At 52.3% G+C, this 23517-nt stretch carries 21 protein-coding genes and 1 other RNA gene; 6 read left to right on the forward strand and 16 right to left on the reverse strand.

The genetic code is table 11. From position 1 onward, the window contains the following. Nucleotides 1-57: 57 nt before the first annotated feature. A complete protein-coding gene (locus QEH53_RS18385; RefSeq protein ID WP_309024681.1) occupies nucleotides 58-666 on the forward strand; it encodes a TlpA disulfide reductase family protein in 609 nt (202 codons plus the stop codon). On the opposite strand, the gene QEH53_RS18390 is transcribed toward QEH53_RS18385, so the two are convergent. Beyond that, complete coding sequence (locus QEH53_RS18390) at nucleotides 667-3792, reverse strand: DUF748 domain-containing protein (protein ID WP_309024682.1); 3126 nt, start codon at nucleotides 3790-3792, stop codon at nucleotides 667-669. 22 nt (nucleotides 3793-3814) lie between these two features. Between QEH53_RS18390 and QEH53_RS18395 the strand changes: the two genes are divergently transcribed. From QEH53_RS18395 to QEH53_RS18405, 3 genes are all read left to right on the forward strand, one after another. Continuing rightward, a complete protein-coding gene (locus QEH53_RS18395) occupies nucleotides 3815-4561 on the forward strand; it encodes an HAD family phosphatase (protein ID WP_309024683.1) in 747 nt (248 codons plus the stop codon). 77 nt (nucleotides 4562-4638) lie between these two features. Further along, complete coding sequence (locus QEH53_RS18400) at nucleotides 4639-5424, forward strand: dienelactone hydrolase family protein (RefSeq protein WP_309024684.1); 786 nt, start codon at nucleotides 4639-4641, stop codon at nucleotides 5422-5424. 18 nt (nucleotides 5425-5442) lie between these two features. Beyond that, the gene (locus QEH53_RS18405) at nucleotides 5443-6510 is read left to right on the forward strand and encodes a metallophosphoesterase (RefSeq protein ID WP_309024685.1); all 1068 of its coding nucleotides are present in this window, start codon (nucleotides 5443-5445) and stop codon (nucleotides 6508-6510) included. A 15-nt stretch (nucleotides 6511-6525) separates the two neighbouring features. On the opposite strand, the gene QEH53_RS18410 is transcribed toward QEH53_RS18405, so the two are convergent. Genes QEH53_RS18410 through QEH53_RS18420 form a run of 3 tightly spaced genes read right to left on the reverse strand, consistent with a single transcriptional unit; the run spans nucleotide 6526 to nucleotide 9283 of the window. Further along, nucleotides 6526-7035, reverse strand: a complete 510-nt coding sequence (locus QEH53_RS18410) for a hypothetical protein (protein WP_309024686.1) — start codon at nucleotides 7033-7035, stop codon at nucleotides 6526-6528. Nucleotides 7036-7088: 53 nt separating this feature from the next. After that, complete coding sequence (locus QEH53_RS18415; protein WP_309024687.1) at nucleotides 7089-8615, reverse strand: ATP-binding protein; 1527 nt, start codon at nucleotides 8613-8615, stop codon at nucleotides 7089-7091. Next, nucleotides 8612-9283: a response regulator transcription factor gene (locus QEH53_RS18420; protein WP_309024688.1), complete on the reverse strand. Its 672-nt coding sequence runs from the start codon at nucleotides 9281-9283 to the stop codon at nucleotides 8612-8614. Before QEH53_RS18420 ends, QEH53_RS18415 begins: the two co-directional genes overlap by 4 nt. 171 nt (nucleotides 9284-9454) lie before the next feature. Here QEH53_RS18420 and QEH53_RS18425 point away from each other — a divergent pair, with 171 nt between their 5' ends. Both QEH53_RS18425 and QEH53_RS18430 read left to right on the forward strand, forming a co-directional pair. Next, entirely contained in the window at nucleotides 9455-9886 is a 432-nt protein-coding gene (locus QEH53_RS18425; RefSeq protein WP_309024689.1) for a hypothetical protein, read from the forward strand. Nucleotides 9887-10090: 204 nt separating this feature from the next. After that, nucleotides 10091-10609 carry a hypothetical protein gene (locus QEH53_RS18430; protein ID WP_309024690.1) on the forward strand — a complete coding sequence of 173 codons (519 nt, stop codon included), beginning with the start codon at nucleotides 10091-10093 and terminating at the stop codon, nucleotides 10607-10609. 44 nt (nucleotides 10610-10653) lie between these two features. On the opposite strand, the gene QEH53_RS18435 is transcribed toward QEH53_RS18430, so the two are convergent. The 12 genes from QEH53_RS18435 to QEH53_RS18490 all read right to left on the reverse strand — a co-directional run bounded on the left by QEH53_RS18435 (nucleotide 10654) and on the right by QEH53_RS18490 (nucleotide 23442). Beyond that, a complete protein-coding gene (locus QEH53_RS18435) occupies nucleotides 10654-11085 on the reverse strand; it encodes a hypothetical protein (RefSeq protein ID WP_309024691.1) in 432 nt (143 codons plus the stop codon). Continuing rightward, nucleotides 10992-12137, reverse strand: a complete 1146-nt coding sequence (gene dnaX, locus QEH53_RS18440; RefSeq protein ID WP_309024692.1) for a DNA polymerase III subunit gamma/tau — start codon at nucleotides 12135-12137, stop codon at nucleotides 10992-10994. Before dnaX ends, QEH53_RS18435 begins: the two co-directional genes overlap by 94 nt. 97 nt (nucleotides 12138-12234) lie before the next feature. Beyond that, nucleotides 12235-12333: signal recognition particle sRNA small type (gene ffs, locus QEH53_RS18445), an RNA gene on the reverse strand. 87 nt (nucleotides 12334-12420) lie between these two features. Further along, on the reverse strand, nucleotides 12421-15006 hold the full coding sequence (gene mprF / locus QEH53_RS18450) for a bifunctional lysylphosphatidylglycerol flippase/synthetase MprF (protein WP_309024693.1): 2586 nt from the start codon (nucleotides 15004-15006) through the stop codon (nucleotides 12421-12423). After that, nucleotides 15003-15830, reverse strand: coding sequence for an alpha/beta hydrolase (locus QEH53_RS18455; RefSeq protein WP_309024694.1), 828 nt, complete (start codon nucleotides 15828-15830; stop codon nucleotides 15003-15005). Before QEH53_RS18455 ends, mprF begins: the two co-directional genes overlap by 4 nt. A 114-nt stretch (nucleotides 15831-15944) precedes the next feature. Then, nucleotides 15945-16643, reverse strand: coding sequence for a hypothetical protein (locus tag QEH53_RS18460; protein WP_309024695.1), 699 nt, complete (start codon nucleotides 16641-16643; stop codon nucleotides 15945-15947). Then, nucleotides 16640-19495, reverse strand: a complete 2856-nt coding sequence (locus QEH53_RS18465; RefSeq protein WP_309024696.1) for a hypothetical protein — start codon at nucleotides 19493-19495, stop codon at nucleotides 16640-16642. The genes QEH53_RS18460 and QEH53_RS18465 overlap by 4 nt, the downstream gene beginning before the upstream one ends. Further along, a complete protein-coding gene (locus QEH53_RS18470; RefSeq protein ID WP_309024697.1) occupies nucleotides 19492-20478 on the reverse strand; it encodes a prepilin-type N-terminal cleavage/methylation domain-containing protein in 987 nt (328 codons plus the stop codon). The genes QEH53_RS18465 and QEH53_RS18470 overlap by 4 nt, the downstream gene beginning before the upstream one ends. Then, nucleotides 20475-20918, reverse strand: a complete 444-nt coding sequence (locus QEH53_RS18475; protein WP_309024698.1) for a type II secretion system protein — start codon at nucleotides 20916-20918, stop codon at nucleotides 20475-20477. Before QEH53_RS18475 ends, QEH53_RS18470 begins: the two co-directional genes overlap by 4 nt. Continuing rightward, nucleotides 20911-21624: a prepilin-type N-terminal cleavage/methylation domain-containing protein gene (locus tag QEH53_RS18480; RefSeq protein ID WP_309024699.1), complete on the reverse strand. Its 714-nt coding sequence runs from the start codon at nucleotides 21622-21624 to the stop codon at nucleotides 20911-20913. Before QEH53_RS18480 ends, QEH53_RS18475 begins: the two co-directional genes overlap by 8 nt. Next, the gene (locus tag QEH53_RS18485) at nucleotides 21621-22166 is read right to left on the reverse strand and encodes a prepilin-type N-terminal cleavage/methylation domain-containing protein (protein WP_309024700.1); all 546 of its coding nucleotides are present in this window, start codon (nucleotides 22164-22166) and stop codon (nucleotides 21621-21623) included. Before QEH53_RS18485 ends, QEH53_RS18480 begins: the two co-directional genes overlap by 4 nt. 151 nt (nucleotides 22167-22317) lie before the next feature. Further along, nucleotides 22318-23442: a chemotaxis response regulator protein-glutamate methylesterase gene (locus QEH53_RS18490; RefSeq protein WP_309024701.1), complete on the reverse strand. Its 1125-nt coding sequence runs from the start codon at nucleotides 23440-23442 to the stop codon at nucleotides 22318-22320. Nucleotides 23443-23517 lie beyond the last annotated feature (75 nt).

The following is a 23517-nucleotide window of genomic DNA, read 5'->3' on the forward strand; positions in this document are numbered from 1 at the left end:
AGCCGAAATCACTCCCGTAACAGAGTCGTTTCCTTGGCATAGTTCACTTATCTCCGCATGGATTTCCTTAAACGTCATTGTTCAACCATCGTTTTGATAACGATAGCAGCATTCTGGATCGGCATTCAGCTCGGTACCGATGACTGTCCGAGCTGCGTTGTGTCAAATCTTGCCGGGAAGGCGTTCCCTGCTGAAAAAGCAGTTGCTTCGAGCCAAGTGCCCGCACCGGCAAAGAAGGCAAATTGGTCAACGGTAGACACAAACGGCAAGTTATTCACGAGTAACGATCTCGAAGGGAAAGTAGGTGTGTTAGTTTATTGGGCGACTTGGTGCGGCGGCTGCAAATCGGAAATTCCGGACTTGATCGCCTTGCGAAAAGAGTTCGCCACAAGCGACGTCGAAATTGTAGGCCTCTCCGTAGACGAGGCCCACAAGGATCTCTCAGCCTATGCCGAAGCTGTTGGCATCAATTACCGCGTCGCTCGCGTGACTCCATCGATAGTCGAAGCGTTCGGCGAGGCAGAAGCCATTCCCACCCTGCTGATCGTAGACCAGGAGGGTCGTATCCATTTCCGCCACACCGGCGTGGTATCCAAGGATGCTCTATCCGAGAGGGTAAGAAGCTTGCTCGCTACCCATACGATAAATCGGGCATACGGAATCTAATCACTCGGCGAGACTCACTTGAATCGACCCCAGCGATCCCTTCGCTTCAGCTTCGTTGATTTCGGCCGAGAAAACGCGGTTTCCCTCGATTTCTCCGCTGTCCAACAGCGCTGACTTGAAATTCCGGATGCGCTCGCCTTCTAGATCCTCTACCCAATTGTTGTCGAAAGAGGTTTTTGGCGTGGATTCGAGCACGGCCGACAACATCGTTTCGTAACTCGGTAGATCGGAATCGGGCAAGGAGGGATCTCCAGACGACTCTTCTCCTTCTTCTGATGATGGCGCTTTAGTGGCTTTTCCATCCTCCGAGGTGGTACTTTCATCCTTAGAACCGAGCCCTACTAAACTAGCCAACCGCTTTACCAAGCCCACACGCTCCTCGCGGTCATCGGTTCTCTTCTCCACTGTGACGGCGGTACCTGCAACCTCATCCGTTACTTCTGTGGTGCTACCCTCTGCATCAGTTGCAACAGATGCTGCCATCAGTTCGGCGTAGCGGCTGCGGACGACAGTTTTGAGCGCTTCCTCATCTACAGGCTTCAACAAGTCGAGACCGCTGATGATTTGCAGGTCAGGATTCGCGAGGCGATGTTTAGTGTATTGTTCAACCAAATACGTCTCTTCAGCCGGGTTCGGCAAGAAACCCACTTCCATCCTCAAACCGGGGCGCTCGATCATGAATTTGCGTAGAGCATCTACTTTCTCCAAACTTTCCGAACTTAGTTCGACCTCCGCTACGGCAAAGGATATCGTATCTAGATCTTCTCTACCACCCGCGAGACCAGCCAAGAATTTCAACGGTGAGGCAACCGCCTTGAGAATTAGGTTACGGAAAGCTTTGCCGATTAAGCCCCAAGGCTTGACCTGCGGATCCGACAAATCGCCTTCGACCGGCAGTCCGTTGTAGGAAATCAACCCGCTTGGATCCTGCATGAGCTTGATCGCGAAGCCTAGGGGCAGATTGATCGCCCGTTCGCTTTCCACCTTTTCCCCCAGAGTAAGCTGATCTATTTTAAAATCGTTCGTCCCCTTCAGCTGATTGTCCCGCACCTCGTACTTCGAAATGATTTCGAACTGCCCCTTAGAAAGCTTACGTCCAAGGTAGGTTGCCCAATAGGGACTTGTAGCCGTTAAGTCATACCCGCGGAAACTCATGTCCAAGTCTAGGTGCTTCGATGGATCCGCCACGCTGAAAGCTCCGTTACCCGCAATGCGAGCGCTTCCATCGATCACTCCCGAAAATTCAAAATTGGATAAACCCTCGGAATCAGTTGATATGTCCTCAACCACGAGATCAAAGTCGCTAACTTTACTATTATGAGTGGAAACCAATGTCGTATCCACGAAACCAACACCTGCAGATTTGAGCTCCAGACGTCCCAAATTAAATAGCATCCCCGTTTCTTTCTCTATATTCTCGGTCTGTTGCTCGATCTCTGCCTCAAATTTTGCAATACGGGCCAGATTAATGCCGTAGTCGTCCTGCCAAGCAGCAACGGTAGGCTCGTCGAGGCTAACCAAATCGATGCGCACGCTTCCCTCGGAGAATTGGATGCCTTCAACGTCGAGACTCGTGATAGCCGCGAGTTGTTTTTCCGTTCCAATCTCCCTAACTTTCAGCCCTTTCAACCCGAATGAGCCATTCAACTTCGGATCGCTTAAAGCTTGTGCGCTTGCCTGAAATTCTAAGCTGAACTCACCCTCCTCGAGCTCGGCGTTCGCATACTGCGCCACATAGGGCTGAAGGTTGTTTATCTGCACTCCAACGAGTTTGAGCGATGCATCGGCTAATCCTTCCAGAGATTCAAGGGACGCGTCTAGATTGAGCATGCCTCCGAGCACATTGAGGGTGAGAGACAGGGTGCCTGATGCGTCGTAGCCGTCGCCAACTTGTTTCGCCTTGAGCTCCATCAAACTCATTTCAATCGCATCGAGCTCTGTTTTGAACGGGGTACTGACACTGCGGTCTTCGATAGCCACTCGTCCTTGAGAGATCACTACGGAGTTCAGGCTCGCCTCGAAATTCATCGGTTCGCTCTCGGCGGCTGGTTCGCTCTCGGTACTCGCTACCTTCATCTCGGGAAGCCGTGGGCTCTTGTCCTCTAGTAAGATGGCTTCGAACGCGGGTGATTCGTATGCAATTTCAGCCACCGATAGCTTCATCGTTTCGGTGTCGATTTCAACGCCTGACACCGTCAAGGCGTCCCAACGAGCAAAGCTCTGCTCTGAATCCGAAAACGAGAATTCATCGATCCCTAGACTACCGGAAACCGTAACCGACGGGCCCGAATCAGTCAGGGCGATGGTCTCCCGAAGTTTGAAGCTAAGCACACCCGCGAGCTGAGCGACTACCGACTCGTCCACATACGGCTGGACGCTCTGCAGCGGAAAACCTGACATTTCAGTATCAACGCGAAAGCGCCAAGGGCTCAGACTTTCTGCACCACCGTTTAAACCGATTCTGGCCCCACTAGCGGTAGCTATCAATCCATCGAAATCCCAGTGAAGCGGTCGGTCGCCTGTATCCGTCGAGGCGGTACTATTTTTCTCAACCGTGCCTATATCCCGACCCGCGAAACTCTCGATCGTAACCGTCTCTTCGTAGGGCGTGCTTAAACTATCGTCACGGTAGTGGAGCTGCAAATTCGAGAGCAAGAGATCTTTAACGATAACCGCTGGAATTTCCCCGGGTTCTTCCGAATCATCGGCGGGAGCGGAAGCTTGGGCGTCGAGAATATCTTGAAAGCTAAAAACTCCGGAATTGTCCACCGCCACCCACACCGAGCCATCACTAACCTCGATTGACTTAATCGCTATGGTGCCGAAAACGCTAGAGAGTTGAGGGTTAGCCGAAATCTTCCCTATTTCCAAAAGCTTGCCCGGCTCACCATCCTTCGCTCCGACCGCGACGTCGTATAGCTTTGCCTCCAGGGAAAAAGGGTTGAATGTCGCACGCTCTACTGTGACTTCCCGACCGAGCGCCTCGCTCCCCATGCTTTCTATTTGGGAGATCATTATCGCCGGTATCGCCCATATCCCGAAACAGAGGTAAAGAGTGAAAAGGACGAGTGCCGTGATTGAGAGACGTTTGCGCCAAGAGAGTTTCGATGAAGCTTTGGATGTCATATCAGAGATTGGATTTAGACTTATGTACGCCAGCACAACCGTAGTGGCAAGGTTTGGAGTTGTAGGTCGTCTGAAATGTGGCTTCCTCGGGGCCATGATAAGCAGTCACGACTTCGACGCAGTAATTTGGGATATGGACGGTCTCATTTTCGACACCGAGAGGCTATCTTTCTTTGCCTGGCAGGAAGGGGCTAAAGCAATCGGACTGGAAATCGACTTGACCCTCTTTCAATCCCTTATCGGCATGAATTCTCAAGCAATCCAAGCAAGACTCCTCGCGGTCCTTGGTGATACCACAGATGTAGTTGCGCTCAGCAAAGCCGCTGGTGTCAGTTACGACGGATTGATCGCAGCGGGACCGCCATTGAAACACGGAGCCAAATCTTGCCTCGAAACGATTGCAGCGTCGCGGATCCCTCAGGCTTTGGCGACCTCCTCCTCATACCGCTACGCCTCGAAAAAGCTCGAACATCACAATCTGCTTAAGCTCTTCGACGCTACCGTGACTGGGGACCAGGTGACTCATGGAAAACCCCACCCCGAGCCTTACCTTCTTGCAGCAGAGAAACTTGGCGTATCGCCAACGCGCTGCGTTGCCTTGGAGGATTCGGTCAACGGAATCCGTTCCGCAAAATCAGCTGGCATGCAAACCGTGCTTATCCCGGATATGTGCCCGCATGACGACGAATCCTTGTCTCGAGTCGACCATCAATTCACGTCACTAGAGCACGCTCTTCCCTTTCTTAAGCAGCGATGCGGCATCGCATAGGTTCTCTCGCTGACTCGGCCAGTCCGCGAGGGCGCAATCCCCCGTCCACGGAAATCGTTAGCGACTAACAACTGCCTATGAAAAATCTATCGATCCTCACTCTTATTCTAACTCTCACGTCCAGCCTGGTGGCCAACGATCATATCAGCACCAAAAAAGTCAGCTATGACATCGGCGAAAAGTCCTTCGAAAGCACATTAGTGTATTCAGCAGATGGAGACGCAGATAAACCGGGCATACTGATGGTGCCCAACTGGATGGGTCCTACTCAAGGATCTCTCGAAAAGGCAATGAAAGTTGCGGGTGACAAGTATGTCGTCATGATGGTGGATATGTACGGCACGGACGTCCGACCTGAGAACGCTCAAGAAGCGGGCGCAGCAGCAGGCTCACTTCGTGGCAATCGAACGCTGATGCGGGAACGAGCCGCCAAAGCGCTAGAAGTGTTCAAAGCGGAAGCGGCTGATCTCGGGCTCGACACGTCAAAGATTGCGGCCATCGGTTTTTGCTTTGGCGGCGGTACGGTCCTTGAACTTGGCCGTTCGGGCGCAGATGTAGATGCAGTTGTAAGTTTCCATGGAGATCTACTGTCTCCGACGCTAGAGGCGGACGCCTCGGCTACCCAAGCAAAGGTTCTTGTCCTGCACGGTGCAGATGACCCGTACGTACCACAATCAGATGTCTCCGAGTTCGTGCAAGTGATGAGCTCTACCGACGTCGACTGGCAACTGGTGCAGTACAGCGACACTGTGCACAGCTTCACCAATCCCGAAGCTGACTCCGACGGCTCTCGATACAACGAAACAAGCGCACGCAGATCATTTGCTGCCATGGAAACTCTGCTTTCCGAAATCTGGCGATAGTCGCCACTCCATTCTTGTATGTTTTTCGTATTGGTCCCGTTGATACTCGGGCTCCTTCAATACTATCTTTTCAGGACAGCGGCGACCGCATACCCAAACCTCTCCGTATTCTTCCTAACTACCATCTCCCTGCTTTTCCTTTCGCTTTTCGCGGCAATATTTCTGGAAAAGCGAGGGAAGCTTGCCCTGTCACTTCCCTTTTCTTGGCTGGGATACACGTGGCTGGGCGTGGCTGGTATCTCCGTCACCCTGGTCGCAGTGACAGATCTGCTCCAGCTCCTGGGTCTTGGCTTCACGGACCGGTCTCAATTTCTGGGTGTTAGCCTGCTCAGCATATTGCTCAGCGGCTGGGCCGCATTTGAAGCGCGACGCGTAAGAGTGAAGCAAGTTACGATCCGGAGCCATAAAATGGGGGGGCGGAGGAAGCCGATCAGGATCGCCCAAATCTCAGACATGCACCTGGGCGACAGCAGCACCGTTGGTCACACTCAAAAAATAGTTCACACAGTCAACCTCCACGAGCCGGACGTAATCGTCTCAACTGGAGATCTCTTCGACGGCTACCTCGAACTCATGGCACCCTTCGTGGATAGTCTCCGAGAGTTGAAAGCTCCACTTGGCAAATTCGCAATTTCCGGAAACCACGAAGTCTATGCAGGGCTGGAGAAAGCGATGTCATTGACCGAGCTCGCTGGATTCACAGTTTTGAGCAATAGGTCCCATCCGGTGAATGAACTCCTCACGGTTGTCGGCGTCGAGGATCCAGCTTCGCCGATCGCTCCGGACGAGGCGGCCGCGCTAGACACGATTTCCCAAGTTCCTTTCCACCTTCTTCTTAAACACCGACCCGCCTTCGATCCGAATTCTGAAGGCAAATTTGACCTGCAACTCTCGGGGCACACCCATGGAGGGCAAGTTGCGCCGTTCCACCTGCTGACGAAGCTCGTTTACAGGGCGAAGCCCGGTCTCAGCGAACTCGCTCCCAAACAATTTCTCTACCTTAGCCGCGGCACAGGGTCTTGGGGCCCGCAGCTGCGACTTCTCGCTCCACCGGAAATCACCATTATCGAACTACGGCCGGAATAAAGCTCCCTACGAACGCTAAAAGGTCAGGCCACTCTCAAACGGAACCACATCGTAGTTCACCGTCCGATACACTTCTCCGTCGATATAGATCGTCAGTTCGTATTGTCCCAGTGGATCGTCCGGCGAGAACCAAAAAGGGCTAGAATAGACTTCCCAATGGATTTCCGAATTCGACCGGATAAAACGTCCACCTTCCATTACAGTGTAAGCTTTTTCTAGGTCTGGAGTAATTTTGATGGGTTCGGGGAATCGGATCTCGAAATAGCCCATGAAGCGCTGCTGATCTTTTCGCGAGACCTCGAATCCATGTACGTATTCTTGGTCTGTATTTCGGTAGATGTAAGTCGTTTCCGCATAAACACGGTACTTTCCGCCCGGACCAGGAGCCATCACTCCAAATTTCGAAGCGTATTCGGATTTCCACTTCTTCTTCGGCTTCGCATCGAGGGAATCAACTCCAGCAAAGGTCGCAATTGCAAACAATGCAGCGGTTAAAAGTCGGGCAATAAACGTAGTGCGAGACATTGAGAGCTTGGATTTCATAAACAAACAAGGCTTACGAAATTATGACTCGCAGGTCAATCCACAGCTTCCCAAACTGGTAGCTCCAAGCGCAGGCACATGATGTTGTCGGATCCACTATCGCACAGCGACAAGTGACCGTTCTGGGCCTTGGCGAATTCCAGCGACAAGCTTAAGCCTAGACCTGTGCCATCGACAGAACGATTCCGAGCGGAATCGCCGCGTATGAAACGGTCGAAAAGCCTTTCCTTTAACTCAGCACTTACTGGTGCGCAGGAGTTTACAATCTCAACCGCGACGAACGTCGCGGTCCATTCCAGACGGACATTCACCTCTGAGTTGTCTGGCATACGGTATTTTAGAGCGTTTCCGATAAGGTTGTTCAAGATCTGACGGGTAAGGGTCTCGTCGCAAACCGTCTCGAACATTTCCCCGTGCGTCTTTAGTACCAAATCAGCGCCGGGGTTATCCTCGCGGGCTAGTTCCAAGATTTCCTGCACGAGCTTCTTCAAGTCAACGCGCTCCGACTGGATTTCCAGGGTACCGGCGTCCGCCTTGGCGAGGATTAAGAGCTTTCGAGTGATTGACTTTAAGCGATGCGTCTCCTCCAGCAGCCCGCCCAGTAAGCGCTGCGCATCGCTGCCATCCTCCGCTTGCTGAAGCGCCACTTCCAGCTGACCTTGCAAAATCGCTAGCGGCGTTTTGAGCTCGTGAGCCGCGTCTGCGCTAAATCGGGTCGCTTGAGTAAAACTCCCTTCGAGGCGCTCTAACATGCTGTTGAAGTGTTCGATCAGAGAAGCGAATTCGCTGTACTCGCCCTCACTGTCTAATCGCTCTCCGAGACGCTTCGCCGAGACTGAGGCAATCGTCTCGCTCAATTTTCGAACAGGAGAGATGGCCTTTGTAACGAATATCCAAATACAGCTAGCCATCGCGATCAAAGCCACAGGAAAGGCGATGGCGAAAGCCTTCTGCATAAGAGCTGTGTCTTCCCTGGTTTTTTCGAAGTTGACCCCAACCAAAACATTATAGCCGGAATACTCTGCTACGGCTAATCTCCAGTGGCTGTTGTCCTGTGGGTTGACTTTACGAAAGAGGCGAACCTTCGGTTGACTCACATCAACCGGAGGACCACGATCAGGTTCTCGTCCGGCAAAACCTCTTGAATTATTCGAAGAACCGCGTGGTCGGTCATCGAGGGTGTCGTACCGGCCCATCACTTCGGGTAGCTCATTCGTATCCGGAAACAAAGCACGGAGATTACCCCAAGATTCGATTGTAAGTTCATTTGCAGCAGAGACCGTTAATCTGTCTGATAGCTCCTCTCTCCCATACACTGCGACAATCACGTCCGTGCCAAAACTTTCCTGTAGATCAGCTCTAGCAATCGGCCCGATCCGATCCCAAAAGCGTCGATGGCTAGGTGGTAGACTAACTCGTTCTACATAACGCTGTAACGCATCTTCGACTTGCTTCTCTTTCGCATGCTTGAAGGCCACGTTTCCCGCTATCCCGAAGCCAAGCATCACGACTCCAGCAATCACGGTGGTCCATAGGATTATCCTGACGCGAAATGATTTCATGCCTTTCGCATGCGGTATCCCGCTCCTCTAACAGTTTCGATTAGCGAGACTTCATGTCCTGCGTCTACCTTTTTTCGCAACCGCTGTATGCACACGTCCACTACATTTGTATTAGGATCAAAATCGTAGCCCCAAACGTGTTCCAGGATTTGGGTACGCGTTAGGACACGTCCGGGAGACCTCATCAAATACTCGAGCAAATTGAACTCTCTAGACGTCAAATCGATAGACTCTCCACCGCGCAGAACCTCGCGCGTGGTCATGTTCGCCGTCAAATCTCCCACTTGCATTAAGCTAAGTGACTGACCACTTGAACGACGGTGTAGCGCTTGAATGCGAGCGACTAGTTCATCCAGATAGAACGGCTTCGTAAGGTAATCGTCAGCACCCAAGTTCAGTCCTTCCAGTCGCTCGTCGAGCTCTCCTCTAGCTGTCACCAAAATGACCGGAACGGTGTTACCAGATTTTCTGAGCGACTTGAGAATACTCAGGCCATCCCGGCCCGGCAGCATGATATCGAGTACAACGACATCGTAGCTTTGCGTGCTGGCATGAACGAAGCCGTCATTTCCGTCCTCAGCCAACTCGACGACATAACCCTGCTCTTTCAAACCCTTGGCAACGAAGTCCGAGATCTTCTTTTCATCCTCAACCAGCAGCACCTTCATTTTCGCACGATGCAAGAAAACCTAACCGCTATCAAGGTCGCTGTGCATTACATTTTTGTAATTGGGACAGTCATTAAAAGGTAATCCCCAACAGGTTAAATGGCTCTATCAAATCGATCGGCAATCCATGTCGTCGGAATTCACAACCAAAAGGAGAAAAACATGAACGTAATGAATACACAACTACTTGCACTTGCTTTAGCCGGAACAGCGACGCTGGTTTCGAATCTTTCAGCCCGTCCATACGGCCCGCCTCCACCTGATCCCGAAACGGTAGTGGTTGAGATGTTCACCGACTATGACGCCGACGAAAGCAACACTTTGAATCAAGAGGAGTTGGTAGCGGCACTCACCGGCATTCGCGAAAAACATAGAGCTGCCCGACAAGCAGACAGGCCCCGAATGAGCCGCAATGGCCCTGAAAGCGAACCACCAGCTAATCGCCCCTCCAAGCCGGGAAATGGCAAGCGAAGAGGTCCGCCTCCCGCTGAAGAAATTGCTCCCGGTTTGATTTCGGATTTCGACGCCAGTGGGGACAGCGAACTCGACACCGAAGAATTGCTCGAAGCGATCAAGTTCATGCGCGAACGGGGTCGCCCCTGAGCCGGAAGACGCAGCTTAAGTGGCTCTCCACGGCCTCCGATTTCGCTTTTCAGCAATCTTCGTACGGTTCGGGGCCGTAGTTTGGCGTAGAGAAGATATTACCACGCGCAGCGCACACGACGGGACCAGCTTCAGGCTGGGCCCGTTTGTGCGTTATTCGCAATTGCCAAGCCAATCGCGCAAATCCTAGGCTCTCCGAACTGCATGCTCAGCGAACGCGAACAGATCCTTTTCCGAAAAGCCCTCACTTATGCCAATGGCTACCGCGAACTCGGTATGTTCGACGATGCTTTGCACGAGCTTGCCTCTCTCGGCGTAGAATACTCTGCGATGACGGAATACCAGCAAATGCAGCTAGCCATTTTCATGGAAGCAAAACGATGGGAAGAGTCCCTACCGGTCGCGGGCACACTCGCCACCAATAACGCTTCCGATGCTGGCGCTTTCGTCAATCTCGCCTACGTTACTCGTAGAGCCCGTGGGATTGGCGAGGCATGGGCCATTCTCGAAAAAGCCTCCAAAAAATTCCCGAAGGAGGCCATCGTACACTACAATCTAGGCTGCTACGCCTGTTGTAGCAAAGATTTGGATACCGCAAAAGCCCATTTGCTCACAGCATTCAGTTTGGACGAGAAGTACCTCGAGATGAGCTCTACCGACGAGGACCTCAAAACGTTGAGGGACTGGCTTGTAAAAATACCTCGCTCGAAAGAGTCGAAATAAGAAGCTCCGCGCTAGGCGTTCGACTACCAACCAACCGGCTCCACCTATTTGATCTTTTTCGGATTGATGCGCTGCACCTTGTTCAGCTTGGCTCGGAAAAGCTCTTCCATGAGTACGCGTGTTTTCTCGGGAATACGTTGCTCTACCAATTCTAGCGGCGGCAACTCCTTCCCGTCATCGGGAATGATGTCCTCATCCAGTACCGGCATGGAACTTCCCAGTTCCTCCGCCAAGTCGAACTCGCTGGGCGCGTCGATAAAGTTGTCGTCGGCCTCCGTATCCTTGTACTCGAATGGGCTAGCTTCAGGAGCTGCGACCGGAGTCTTACGCTCTGGAGCGGGCGCGATTTCGGAGGTGACGTAGGGCTTACGCTCGGGAACCGTCAGTCGTTTTTTTTTTCGTCGGAAGTCTCTGGCAAGCCTTCCGCGATACTCGAAAGTTCGCGAATCAAGCCATCGATCGCCCTTGCCCGGCATTCCTCAGAAGCCTTCAAGAGGGCGACCTCGAAATTGACCTTTTCGCTCAGCCCGAATTTTAGTCCGGATTCGCTCTGGCGAAGGCTGTCGAGCAAGCGGGTCAGCGACTCCGTGCTCAGTTCCTCGCCGAGACTGGCGGTCTTGCCGCCGCCCCTTACGGCTTCCAAAAGCGCTTGGCGAACGCGGGCCTGCAGGTCGACGAGGGCACGATAAAAGTCTTGTCCGGATGCGTCGAATTGGTCGCTCAGCTCGAGCAGGCGCGGGTGGTCTCCCACCGCGATTGACCGTGCGAGTTCGTTGATGTGCTCGCCGCTAACGAGTCCGTAGACTTGCAAGACATCGGGCTCAGTGATCTTGGTGCCACAAAAGGCGATCATCTGGTCAAGGATTGACTGCGAATCTCGCATCCCGCCATCGGCAAGTCGAGCAACCGCCTTCAGGGCTTCTTCGTCCGCTTCGATGCCTTCGGTCCGGCAGATCAGGGCCAAGCGCTCACGAATGAGATCTTCCGGGATCGGCTTAAGATCGAAGCGTTGGCAGCGCGAAACGATGGTCGGCAATACCTTGTGCGCCTCCGTAGTCGCGAAAACGAACTTAACGTGCTCGGGCGGTTCTTCGAGAATCTTGAGCAAGGCGTTGAAGGCGCCGGTCGAAAGCATATGCACCTCGTCGATGATGTATACCTTGTACTTGCCTTGGCTAGGAGCGTACTGGGCGTCCTCCCGCAAAGCACGCACCTGCTCGACACCGTTATTGGAGGCACCGTCGATCTCCAGCACATCCATGCAGGTGCCGTTCATAATCGCCTTGCAGATTTCCGAGTCTTCAGGCGGCTCGGCGAGCGGTCCGCCCTCGCAATTGAGGCATTTGGCGAAAATACGTGCGGTAGTTGTTTTTCCAGTACCGCGGGGCCCCACAAAAAGGTAGGCGTGGGCGATGCGGTTTTGCTCGATCGCATTCTTCAGGGTACGGACCACATGATCCTGTCCTACGACCTCGTCGAACTTTTGCGGACGCCACTTGCGGGCGATAACCTGATAGCCTTGGCTCATTAAATGGGAAATGGATAAAGCGGCTTGTCCCAAGACGCCCAGGAGAAAAGGAAAGGTGGGGCGGCTTGTCCCAAGACGCAGACAAAAAAGGGAAAAAGGTGGCCAGGCACCCTACGGCGCATGTGAAACGCGACTACCGTTGCTACCTTCCGGTCCTGGCGGGATTCGCCCGTCCAGCATCGCATAGGACCTGGCCGTTGGAGAAGCTCGACGGTCTGGGCGTCGGTTTCAACCCCTATTTTAACAAATTTCGCGTCTTCCTCTGGTGCGTCTCATAGCTCACCTAATTCTCTGAATACTGAGCGAGTGCAGCGGGTCGCTTGCTGGGAGGCGAAGACACCACACGCGTCAAATCAGCGGTCACGAACGGCATTCTCCAGCTTGAGGGAGTGGCCACGTAGATGGGTTCCCACTCCGGATTGAAGCGATCTTTGTAGGCTCGGAGTCCGCGGAAGCCATAAAAGTTCTCCCCGTGGTTGAAGACCAAATCCAGCACTTTGTGGGCGAGCGGAGCAGTGTTTCCGACAGTAATACCCGAGAGAGGAGCAACCCGAAGGTCGAAGAAGGTGAACGCCTCCTGCTTAGCCCAAAGAAGCAGCTCCACAAAAAGAAATTCCATTATACTCGGCGGAGCGGCGTTCGCGTATCGCATAAGATCGATCGAGAGCTCCTGAGGTTTCCGAGCCTCCCAAATGTTGGTGAAAGCCACGATCGCCCCTTCGACCCGCACGACCGCGATGCGGAAGTTCGCAAGGTAGGATTCATCAAAGTAACCCAGCGAGAACCCTTTCTCCTTCGCCTTCTTGGAAACCAACCATTCGTCGGAAATCTGCCGCAGGGTCTCCATTTCGAGCAACGCATCCTTTTGGCTAAGAATTTCGAAGGTGCAGCCTTTTTTGGACGCTCGCTTCAGACGCGAGCGCATACTCTGGCGCTTCGATCCCTCGAGGCTGAAATCCGCGATCCTCACCCGAGCGATTTCCCCTACTTTCACCGGCCGCAGCCCGACATCTACATAATTGAAAAGGTGGTCCTTGCTGGCTTGATAAAATACCGGCTGTCCGCCGAACCGTGCCGCCGTCTCTTGAAAAGCGTTTATCAGGTCCTTGAACGCTCTCGCTTCGCCAACTGGATCTCCCATGGAAACCCAAGTCTTCCCGCTGATACTGAACATGATAAAAGCGGTCTCATCATCGTTGAAAAAGAAACGCTTATCACCCATGAGGGCGAGGTTTGCCGATGCGACTGGACTGTTCGCCAGCACCCGCTCGACGGCTTCCCGCTTCTTCCAAAAAGACTCTCCCGCGTCTGGGCGGGCCGTGTGAACGAGCTTGTAAAGCGCGAACAGGAGACTCAGCAAAGCGATTGCGAACGACGTGCGCAGAAAGCGTGGCTTCTCCGCATCGAACTCGAATTGCCACCAAGACTGAGTCTCGTAGGCCCCGTGGTGATAAACGAAAAACCCGAGATATATCGAACTGGCAACGGCAAGGAGCACCGCCAATATCGATCCCGATTCCATATTGAGTTCCAGCAAGGAAGACTTCCGATAAAAATACCGCCGGCAAGGAGCCAGCACTGTCGCCATCACTGCCAGAACTGCGAACGCTCCGAATCCATCACCACGCAGTAGCGAGAGGGGCGCGCCAATACAGAGAACCAGTAAAGTCAGGTAGTAAGAGCTATCGATCTTTCTCTTGATCCCGTAAGCGAGGAAAAGCAGGGCCAGACCAATCAAACTCACCGCGAAGTGAGACAACTCGATCAAGGCCAGCGGCAGGATCTCCTCCAACCAGCTCATGTGCATCGAATTAGGTGGCAATGAACCGGCGAAAAGAAGCATGAGCCCGCCCACGAAGATAAACGCTGACAAGACGCGCGGTGCGATGACGCTCAACCAACCTTGAGCCTTCTTGACTCCAGGTCCAGCTCGGCCTGCTACCGCTTTCCCTTCGAGCGCGGCGAAAAGTGAGCACGCTACCAACAGTGGCAGCAGGAAGTATATCGCTCGGTAGACAAGCAACGCCGCCATCAGCTCGTTGCTGTCAGCTGTCGTCGGCAGAAACAGCAGAAACACCGTTTCGAAGACGCCTATTCCCCCCGGCGTGCTGCTCACCAAGCCACCGAAAAAGGCGATACAGAAAATGCTGGTAAAGGCGAAGAAGCTCAGATTGTCGTCCGGAATCAGAAAGTATAGAGCCGTCGCCGCCGCGACCGTATCCGCTACAGTGATACTGATTTGACCCACCCCACTCTTCCAACTCGGCAACGAAAGAGTCCGGCCCTTGAATTTGATCCCGTTCGTCGAGAAACGGCAGGCAATCACATACGCTACGCCCGAGAGGACCATGAGGGCACCCATCGGTTTCACCAGAGCATCGGAAATGGGGTAAGTTCCGTCGAAGGAAACGTTCGACGCGCAAAGAGCTGCCCCTGCTAGCACGATAAGTCCTAGCCAAAAGCTGACAGAGGCGAATACGATCAGCTTTGCAATATCCTTAGCTTTGTATCCCCAACCTTGATACATCTTATAACGCACCGCGGACGAGCTCACGATAGATAGCCCAACATTTAAACTCAGTACGTAACTGTAGAAAGCAACGAGCAATGTACGCTTCCAATTCTGGCGTTTGCCGATATAAGCCTGTCCTAGCCAATCGTAGCCACCCATCAGCACATAACTTACGGCCGTGAAGAAAATCGCCAGGCCGATGGCTCCTGCGGAGTACGATTTCACCGTCTCCAAAATGCTGCGGTAATCGAACTTCGAAAGATTCTGAAAAAGAAGATACATCAGCCCTGCGGCCAACAGGAACACCCCGAGCGTGACCACACGCTTCTTCCATGCTTTCGCAACCGTCTCGCTCATTGAAAATTCCCTTTCCATTCGGAAATACGTTTAAAGGTACTCTCGATTTGGTCGCTGACCAAAGCTGGATACGCTTGCGGAAGGTCATGTCCACCGGCTGGCACTTTGACTAGCTTCACTTGATGGTCCGCGAGCCTATCGTTAATGTATTTGGAATTTGATGACGGTATTAGAGTATCCTTCTCCCCATGGATTAATGTAACCGGAAATTCGACACGGTCCCAAACGCCATCAAGCCGCGAAAGGTTTCGCCTGACCGTGGTCATTTCTTTGGCAGATTGCAGGTACCGTTTCGGAACGAGTTGCGATACCAAAGGCAAGAGCGCGAGCCGATGGTACCAGCGAGATTGCCTTTCAGCCGGGTTCAAGACCCCAGATACGAGAACCAGCCCCGATACCCCACCGCCAGGAGCGAGTCGTTCCGCCAATCCCAGAGCCAAAGCCGCTCCGTAAGAATGTCCAACAACGAGCAACTCCCTACCCTTCTTTAAATCGGGCAGCAGGATATCTTCGAAACAGCTCATTTGCTCGTCCCAGGATTCTCCAGCAGACCAGGAGCCATTCAAGCCGAAGCCGGGGCGATCAAGGGAGATGATCCGGCACTCGTTTTCGCTTTCCGAGACAGCTTCCCAAACAGGCTGCCAATCGGAAGCTTCACCCGGAGTTCCGTGAATTAAAAAAGCGATCCGGTTGGCGGCGGGATTTCCCAATGTCAAGGAGTGGATTCGCGCTCGACCCGCACGCTCCGCCGAAAGGACCGGCGTTGGAAGTAGCGCCGCCTTCGATTTACTGTGATTCGGGGCAGATTCGATCGGTTGGTTCATCGAGTGAGTAATACTACTCTATTTCTAACTACTAAATAGAGCCATTACCTTATCGGACCGAGGCGCTTACCTTTGGAGTCGGAAGTGCCGAAGTCTGGATGATTCTCCAACTTTTTACCAAAGAGTCAGCACCCGAAGCCTGAGTGAGTTCGGAGCGTGGGGTGGCTTGATGACCAGCAGCTTTCCGCTGTTAAGATCTGGCAAAGTCTCCGTCGCGTAGACGATTTTCCGTTTCCCGTCGGCATCGACGCCAAGTCGCAGTGGAAGTGGCTCGCGGCCTTCCAGCGGAAATCCGACGACTCCGGAAAGTCCCTCCTCTAAAGCTCCCGAAAATTCGCCCAACTGGCAATGGAGAGGCACTCCCGAGAAATTTAAGAACCGGAAACAGCCAGGGCCCCATTCCTCCTCAGACTCATCCATCACTGTAATGCGGTAAGTCCCCTTCTGAGCGAAGGCTGGCCCAGTCTCGAATAACAGCAAGGCGTCGCCTCCGCCTGAAGGGAATCGAGCCCTTCCGCGCTCGACGCGTCGCTCCCTACCTTGCTGATTCTTTTCCACGGAAAAAAAGCGAACTTCCGAGGTGTCAGCGGCTATCTGGTACGGAGCGGACCGGCGATCTGGATGAAATACAAGCGACACCCTCACAGTCTCTCCCTCCTTTTCGCGCTCGAATAGAATGTCATCGAAAAAGCTGTCGCCGTAGCCGATCACTTGAAATGCCCGTGAAGGTTCCGGCTCTTCCTCGTCCTGCCCGAAGACGGGCGCACAAAGCAGAGCAAGTAAGCAAAGAGACCGCTGCGCAAACGTCCTCATATTTCTGAAGGGGAAAGCCACCGGAAGGCTTCGATCACAAACCGTCTTCCAAGGCCCGGATTGTCTTCGTCATACGGTTCATGCGTCCGCTGGACGATTGCTTCGCAATAGGCTCGAGCCCAGATTTTGTCCGGATTGCTCGGGTCCACCGCATCGCCGTAAGCCCGAATTAAAAAGGTATCGCTGCGAACCGAAAGGTAAGGAGCAATCAAGTTGAGAATGGTCGACTGCCGAAACTCCCGGTTTGAGTTTGCTTTTACCCAGCTTGGTTTAAACACACTATTTCCACCTACGTTTATTTCGCTGTGAGCATCGGAGATAGCGTTTTTCAAAACTGCGGAATCTACGAAACCCTGAAGGCTTTCGAAAGCACCGTTTGCCTCAGAATTGTAAGGCGATACTCCCTGGTGGCGTTTACGGATATTAGAAACGATGTGCCTTGCCAGCACGTCCAAGTCGGCCGCTTCAAATACAAACATACTTTGGCTCACGCTCGCCCGAGCCTGATCAATCGTCTCGACTGGAGCCAAATCTGCAACAAAGGTATTTTCAGCTCCTTGCGGGTAGTTAAACATCAAATACAACTCTGGGTTGAGTTCCGTGTCCTCATCGCCTTCGAGATTTTCGAAATAATCGAACCAAAACGCGTTTGCTGAAGCTGGCGAGCCTTTCAGAAGTGCCGCCCAAGCTTCGATCGATGTTGAATTTACATTGAACATGCCGTGAACGAAAAATTCATCTGCTGAATCGACGGACTGTAAGGTCGCCTCACTGGCGTCCGATCGAGGGACGTATCCAGAGTTTGGAATCGGATCACCCAAAGACCACGTTCCATCGTCGGTTCCAATTCCTGAAAAGAAATGCGTATCAAAAAGGGAGTTTTTTTCTGCTTCCGGTTCTCCCAACCTAAACGATCCCCATTCGTTCCCATAAGCTCCATTTAAATGAGAGATAGCCAGCAGCTCCTGCTTGGGAAGTTGCAGCAAGGGCAAGTCATAGCTTGTATCTATCGCATCATCTGGCTCAAGAGGTGTAGGGTTAGCACCGAGTAAAAGGGTTGTAGAGGCGTCTTCAAATGAAGGATTGTAGTTAACAAGACTGTCGACTACCGAATCAAATGAGAAGAGTGCATCTAAATCCAACGTACCATCAAAAGGATTATAATTTTCGTATACACCTATTTGATCGTCGTCAATTTCCCACGAGAAACCGAAAGTAGCTCTTTCTTCACCAAGTAAGATACTCCCTAACAACGGGCTACCGGATGTGAAGGAGGAAGGCAGCTCATAGGTGGCAAGGAGCGTGCCGGGGTCGTCGTTTAAGTATAATTCGACAACAATATTCGCCGGTTCAGAAAATGTGTAGGGCACTAAATCGACGGAGCCCTCTACGATGTGGTCCAAATCTTGAATCTCGACCAAGCTCGCAGAATCATTAAGGTAGCCGGAACCGAGTGACAAGAGATAAGGCCCCTCTCCTGATGCGTCTTTCGCGGCGGGGCCAGAGTAAGATACAATTTGTCCTGGTCGCCAGAAAACCTCTTCATCAACCGTTGGCGGGGTGATAAATCTTGTATCACCCAACGCCTCTAGGTCACCAGTCCATTCTTTCAGACTGAATCCTACCTGTAGACTGGGCAATCCACTGACCTCAACTCGAAGGCTTTCAGCTTCAATAGCGCTTGTGAATGGGTTCCAAAACTCTAGTCCTGCGAAGAAACCTATGTGTAATTCGGATCTACTGTCACCTAGGTCCAAAAGATACAGAGCATAAGTCAAATTGAACTGAGTCAGCACCGGATGAATTGCAGGACCTGTCGCATCGTTCGCCTTCATAGGAAATACGTCGTTCGTATAGTCCGTTGCCGTCGAAATGCTATTTTTCCCCAAATTGAAATAGGCGTCCAAGTAATCGACTCCCGTGGTTCCGCCTTGGCTCAAATCCAATCTCATCCCTCCATTCACAGGATCGACCAGCAGACCTTTCGACAATGGAGTAAAGTCGTGAAAATACTCTTGCACTCTGTTCTCCGTCAAACCGTACAAATAAAACTCAGGTTCCTCTGTGTCCCCAAATCGATCACGAAATTGGAAATCATTCACGAACGCATCGATCCGGGCAGGATTACTCGGATTCGCACCCACCGAATCTTCAGTATCTACGGTATCCAGTCCCAATTTGGCTATTCTCAATTGGCTCAAGCGTTCTTGATGTGAGCGTATGCCGTCGTCTACTGTTTTTTCGTCGTAAATGTCATGCACTGTTTCGGCAGACGTATCGCGAATCGCGTAACTTGCCTTGATTCCCAGGTCGCCCACCCAATAGCCATAGTGTCCAATTGTTTTGGAATCAGTAGCAGTGAAGCCATCGACTCCGGCTACTCGTATTGCTTCTTTGGGTACGTTCACCTCGAGAGCTCTGCTCGAAACAGTATTTCCGTTACTCACCAACGTCACTTCAGGGTCAGAGTAGTCGTTGATCGGTGATTCCATGCCGCCGTCCATTCCGCGGGTAGTGAGCCACGAAACCGTCGAGCCATTCTTCGCGGCAGTCCAAAATGGTTCACGCAAATCTCCGGTAACCGCTTCGTCAAAGTCATCACCCTTAATTGGCCGTCGCACATCTGCGGCGTAGGAAACCGCTTTATCCGGTCCCAGCTTTTCCTGAAGCTCTGACATTGCCATGTCGAATGCAGCTCGTGCGTGATCTCGAGCCAGGCGGACATTCTGGTCATAGCTTGCTGCTGCAGTTTGTAGTCGTGTAACCACTACTAAAGAAGCGCCGAGCAGGAAAACTAGGCTCGCTAAAGCCGCCACCAAAACGATCGCAAATCCTTTTCTGTTCAGCTTCATGGAGTATATCCTTTCGATTCGCGGCCGGGCATTCTGATCATGCGGCGGTAGAGTCGGCTGTGCTTATCAATGATCTCCTCATAATCGAGCAGACCCTCGCCCTCCTCAAGCAGTACCAGCAAATCTGCCCCCGGGTCATCGAGCACCCTCAGAAAGATCTCAATCACATCAGGGTATCTCTCCGAATAGTCTCCTGTCGCGAACGAACTCGCTAGGTGCTCGTCATCGTCATCATCAATTTTTCCAAAACCGTCCGCAGGAAAGATTAGCCTGAGGCCGCGAGGCGAATCGTCCGTGCCGTTAAAGTCTTTTTCGAACACATAAAGACGTATTCCGAAATCAACGACATCTTCCAGTATTACGCTCTCTAACCACGGCTGAGCTAGCACATCGAAAGTCCGATTTGGGGCCTCGCCCTGTGCGTACTTTCCCTCTACAATATCGAGTCCACCCAGCAAGGTCTCGTTTTGCGCAACAACGGCACGGTGCAGTAGGTACCTAGCAGGTGCCAAGGAATCGTCGAACACACGACGACGAGCGATGTGGTAGCTAATGGCGTTAAAAGATGGAGCTGCCGAAAAAAAACGCACCCAAGCACCACCCCAGCCGTAACGGTGGTTTGCAGGATCAAAGTGAAACTCATCAGGTCTTTCAGACTTAGCCACTCCGAGCCAACGGTTCCAACGACTAGTCTCTTGAGGTTGTAGGTCGTCTTTCGAAATCGCCGACACAGCGAACATGGTTAGTTCATTCGACTCTTCGTCTTTTCGCTCCTGAAAAATAGCTGATTCCAGATCCATCGCAATTCGATCTAGCGCTATCTGAGCGTCGAGTTCCGTATCCACTCCACCCTCCGTCTTGCGCCAGAGTTCTGCTAGATTCGTAGCAAAGCTGAATACAAAGAAAGCTATGACCGCAGTGATCGCCAATGAGACAATCAATTCAATCAAAGTAAACGCGGCCTTCACTCGATATGTCTTCATTTTCTGAATACTGTTGTGAAGAACAATTGATTTCGACCGCCTACATCGTCCGATTTGTAAGGCCAGGTCGCTTCATATACGATTAAGCGAAACGAATCATCCGTGCTGTAACTATAGCCCGCAGGTTCCCGCACTGTTATTTGATAATATTGGTCCTGCGTAGAGATCGAAGTGTTCGACTCGATCTCAATAAACCGCAAATCGCGAGTCGCAACGAGTGTTAAATCATCATCGAGAGTATCGTCTTCAGCTAAAGCCCTCAGAGCAATATCTACACGAGCTTTTAATTCCGAAGCTGTAGATGATGCCATTTGTGCCTTGCTGCTTTTTACAACCATCGTTGCGAGACCGATCGCCGGCACGGCAATCAAGGCAAGCATCGCTAGAGCCACTACAACTTCCAATATAGTGAAAGCCTTTTTTGATATTTTCCTATTCATCGATCAAACTCCTCTCCCTCGTTTGGTAGCTTGAACCATTCAGCTTGAAAGCGATACCGATGTAATCATTCGCGTCTGCAATGACAACCCCATCACCATTGCGTCCTCCCTTCGCCAAAACCAATTGATTGTTTAGAGGGGGGCTGTTGCTACCACCACCCCAATTTCCTTCTGACAACCGCCCATTCGGTGCGAATTGGATACATATCCAATTCGGTTCACTTTCCTGAGATTCGTTAACAGGGTCCGCAAGCGGATAGTCAAAACTATAGACTGCTAGCCCATCTGAGTCATAGTTAGTCTTCTTATACACGCTTCGCCTCCCCGACTCCGGCCACCCCTCTGGTAGTGTTACCTCATTCCCCTGAGGCACTACGAAGATACCCTCTGGCAGATAGGCCCCGCGGTCGATCGCAATCCACTCGTTCTTATTCGTATTTTCGATTACGACTCCGATTCTTCGCAGATAGGATTCAGGACTGTCAGTGTCAGCATTTATGATTAAACGTGCATGAACACCATTAGTGATAGCCTGAGTTCTAGCAACTCGGACCATCGAATGAAGAATATCAGCCCCTTTATCTAAAGCACGATCCTCGTTACCTCGAGCGATCGTGTAAAAGCCAATACTGACTAGCAAGCTAATGACGGCCATTGTGATCAAAAGCTCGAAAAGTGTGAATGCAGATAATCCTCTTGATTTCATTCCGCTAGGAGATCGTCCACCCCAGTGTCTCGCTTCCCATTGGGTCCATAGGATCTTAACTCGTATCCAAAAAACTCCCACGTATTGTCGTCAGGTTTATAGTCGTACTCATATTCAGATCCCCAAGGGTCTATGATAGAGTTCGCCTGCACGGCTGAGAGCGGCAGGCCAGGGTTTGAGTATGTGAGCGGAGACGTATTGAGCATGACGGGAATACCGGTACCGCTTATAATATCCCCTGTCGGACCGATTTGACCACAAAGAGCATTAAGCAGGTATTCGCTATTTGAGGTGATTCCGTTGGGATATGTATCCGGCACCCTCGGGTAATCCCCAAATCGAGCCTTATAGGCCTCTAAGCCTTGTTGGATGATTTGAATGTCAGCTCGAGCGCGATCCTCTCTGGCAGCGTCTTTCTGACCAAAGAACATAAAAGCGGATACTCCCATCAAGAGCGCCAAGATTGCCATCACCGTAACCATCTCAAGCAGGGTGAAGGCCTGCTTGCGACAAAAGGGAGGACTGCTGGGAGTTAGGATCATAGGACTTACTGGACTAACTATCACCTTAGCAGTTCAATCGTCACCCTTTTAGGATCCACCTTGGGTGACGTTTTGGCTATCGGACTCTAAGAATAAAAGATCGCGCAGCGAACGCGGGCTGAAGCTCCGCGCGACCATAGGGTCAATCTCCTCAACCCAGCGCTTTCGCTAGAGCTCGAGGTCCGATCTGATCGAGCGGCAGCGTTTCGTCCACGCCACCGTGCTTGATGGCCTCGTTGGGCATGCCGAAGACCACGCAGGATTCGCGATTTTGAGCGAAAGTGTAAGCGCCGGAATCCCTTAGCTCCTTCATGCAAACCGCTCCATCGTCGCCCATGCCTGTAAGGATCACACCGACGGCATTTCGGCCGGCGTTAAGGGCAACGGAGCGGAAGAGCACGTCCACCGATGGGCGATGGCGACTGACCAAAGGACCGTCCCTGACCTCCACAGTGTAACGGTTTCCCGCGCGACGAAGCATCATGTGATGCGAGCCAGGAGCGATCAAGACCTGACCCGGCTCTACCAGATCACCATTGCGCGCCTCCTTTACGCGGACTGCGCACGTGGCATCCAATCGATTAGCGAACGATGCTGTGAAGCCTTCCGGCATGTGCTGTACGATAATGATGCCCGGACAATTCTCCGGCATTTTCTCCAAAAATACCTTAATCGCGTCGGTTCCTCCCGTGGAGGCCCCCACCGCTATGATTTTTTGCGCCGTAACGGGAATCTTTCCGTAGGAGTCGACCCGCGGTGGAGGTATTACCTCGTCCGCCGAGAGTTTCGCGCGGGGAACGAATGCTGGCGGTCGCGTTTTCTTCTCCGAACGGCTCGACACAAGGCTCCCGGATCGGGACCGAAAACGCGCGACCGCCGCCGAGCGTATGACGTCGTGGATACGCAGCTCCAGTTCGTGCATGACTTCCTTGGTTGCGGCCCTTGGCTTGCCGATAATTTCAACCGCACCGTTTTCCAAGCATTCGAAGGAAGTCTTGGACCCCTCCTCTGTGAGGCTCGAGCACATAATTACCGGCAACGGGTGTTGAACCATCAACTTCTTCAGGAAGGTGATCCCATCCATGCGCGGCATCTGGACGTCTAGAATCATCACATCGGGCGTCTGCCTCTTGAGCTGTGCCACCGCCTCGAAAGGGTCCGCAACAGCGGCGATGACCTCCATGTTTTGCCCGCGATTGACGATGTCTGAGAGAATTCGCCGAGCTGTCGACGAGTCGTCGACGATCATGACGCTGATCTTGGTTGGGTCCGGCATAAGGAAATTGGAAGGGACGTTTAAGAGAAATCAACCTAAGCAAAATACAAGCCTAAGTCTCGATTAAACAGCTCT

The organism is Pelagicoccus sp. SDUM812002 (genome assembly GCF_031127835.1).
GTDB lineage: Bacteria > Verrucomicrobiota > Verrucomicrobiia > Opitutales > Opitutaceae > Pelagicoccus.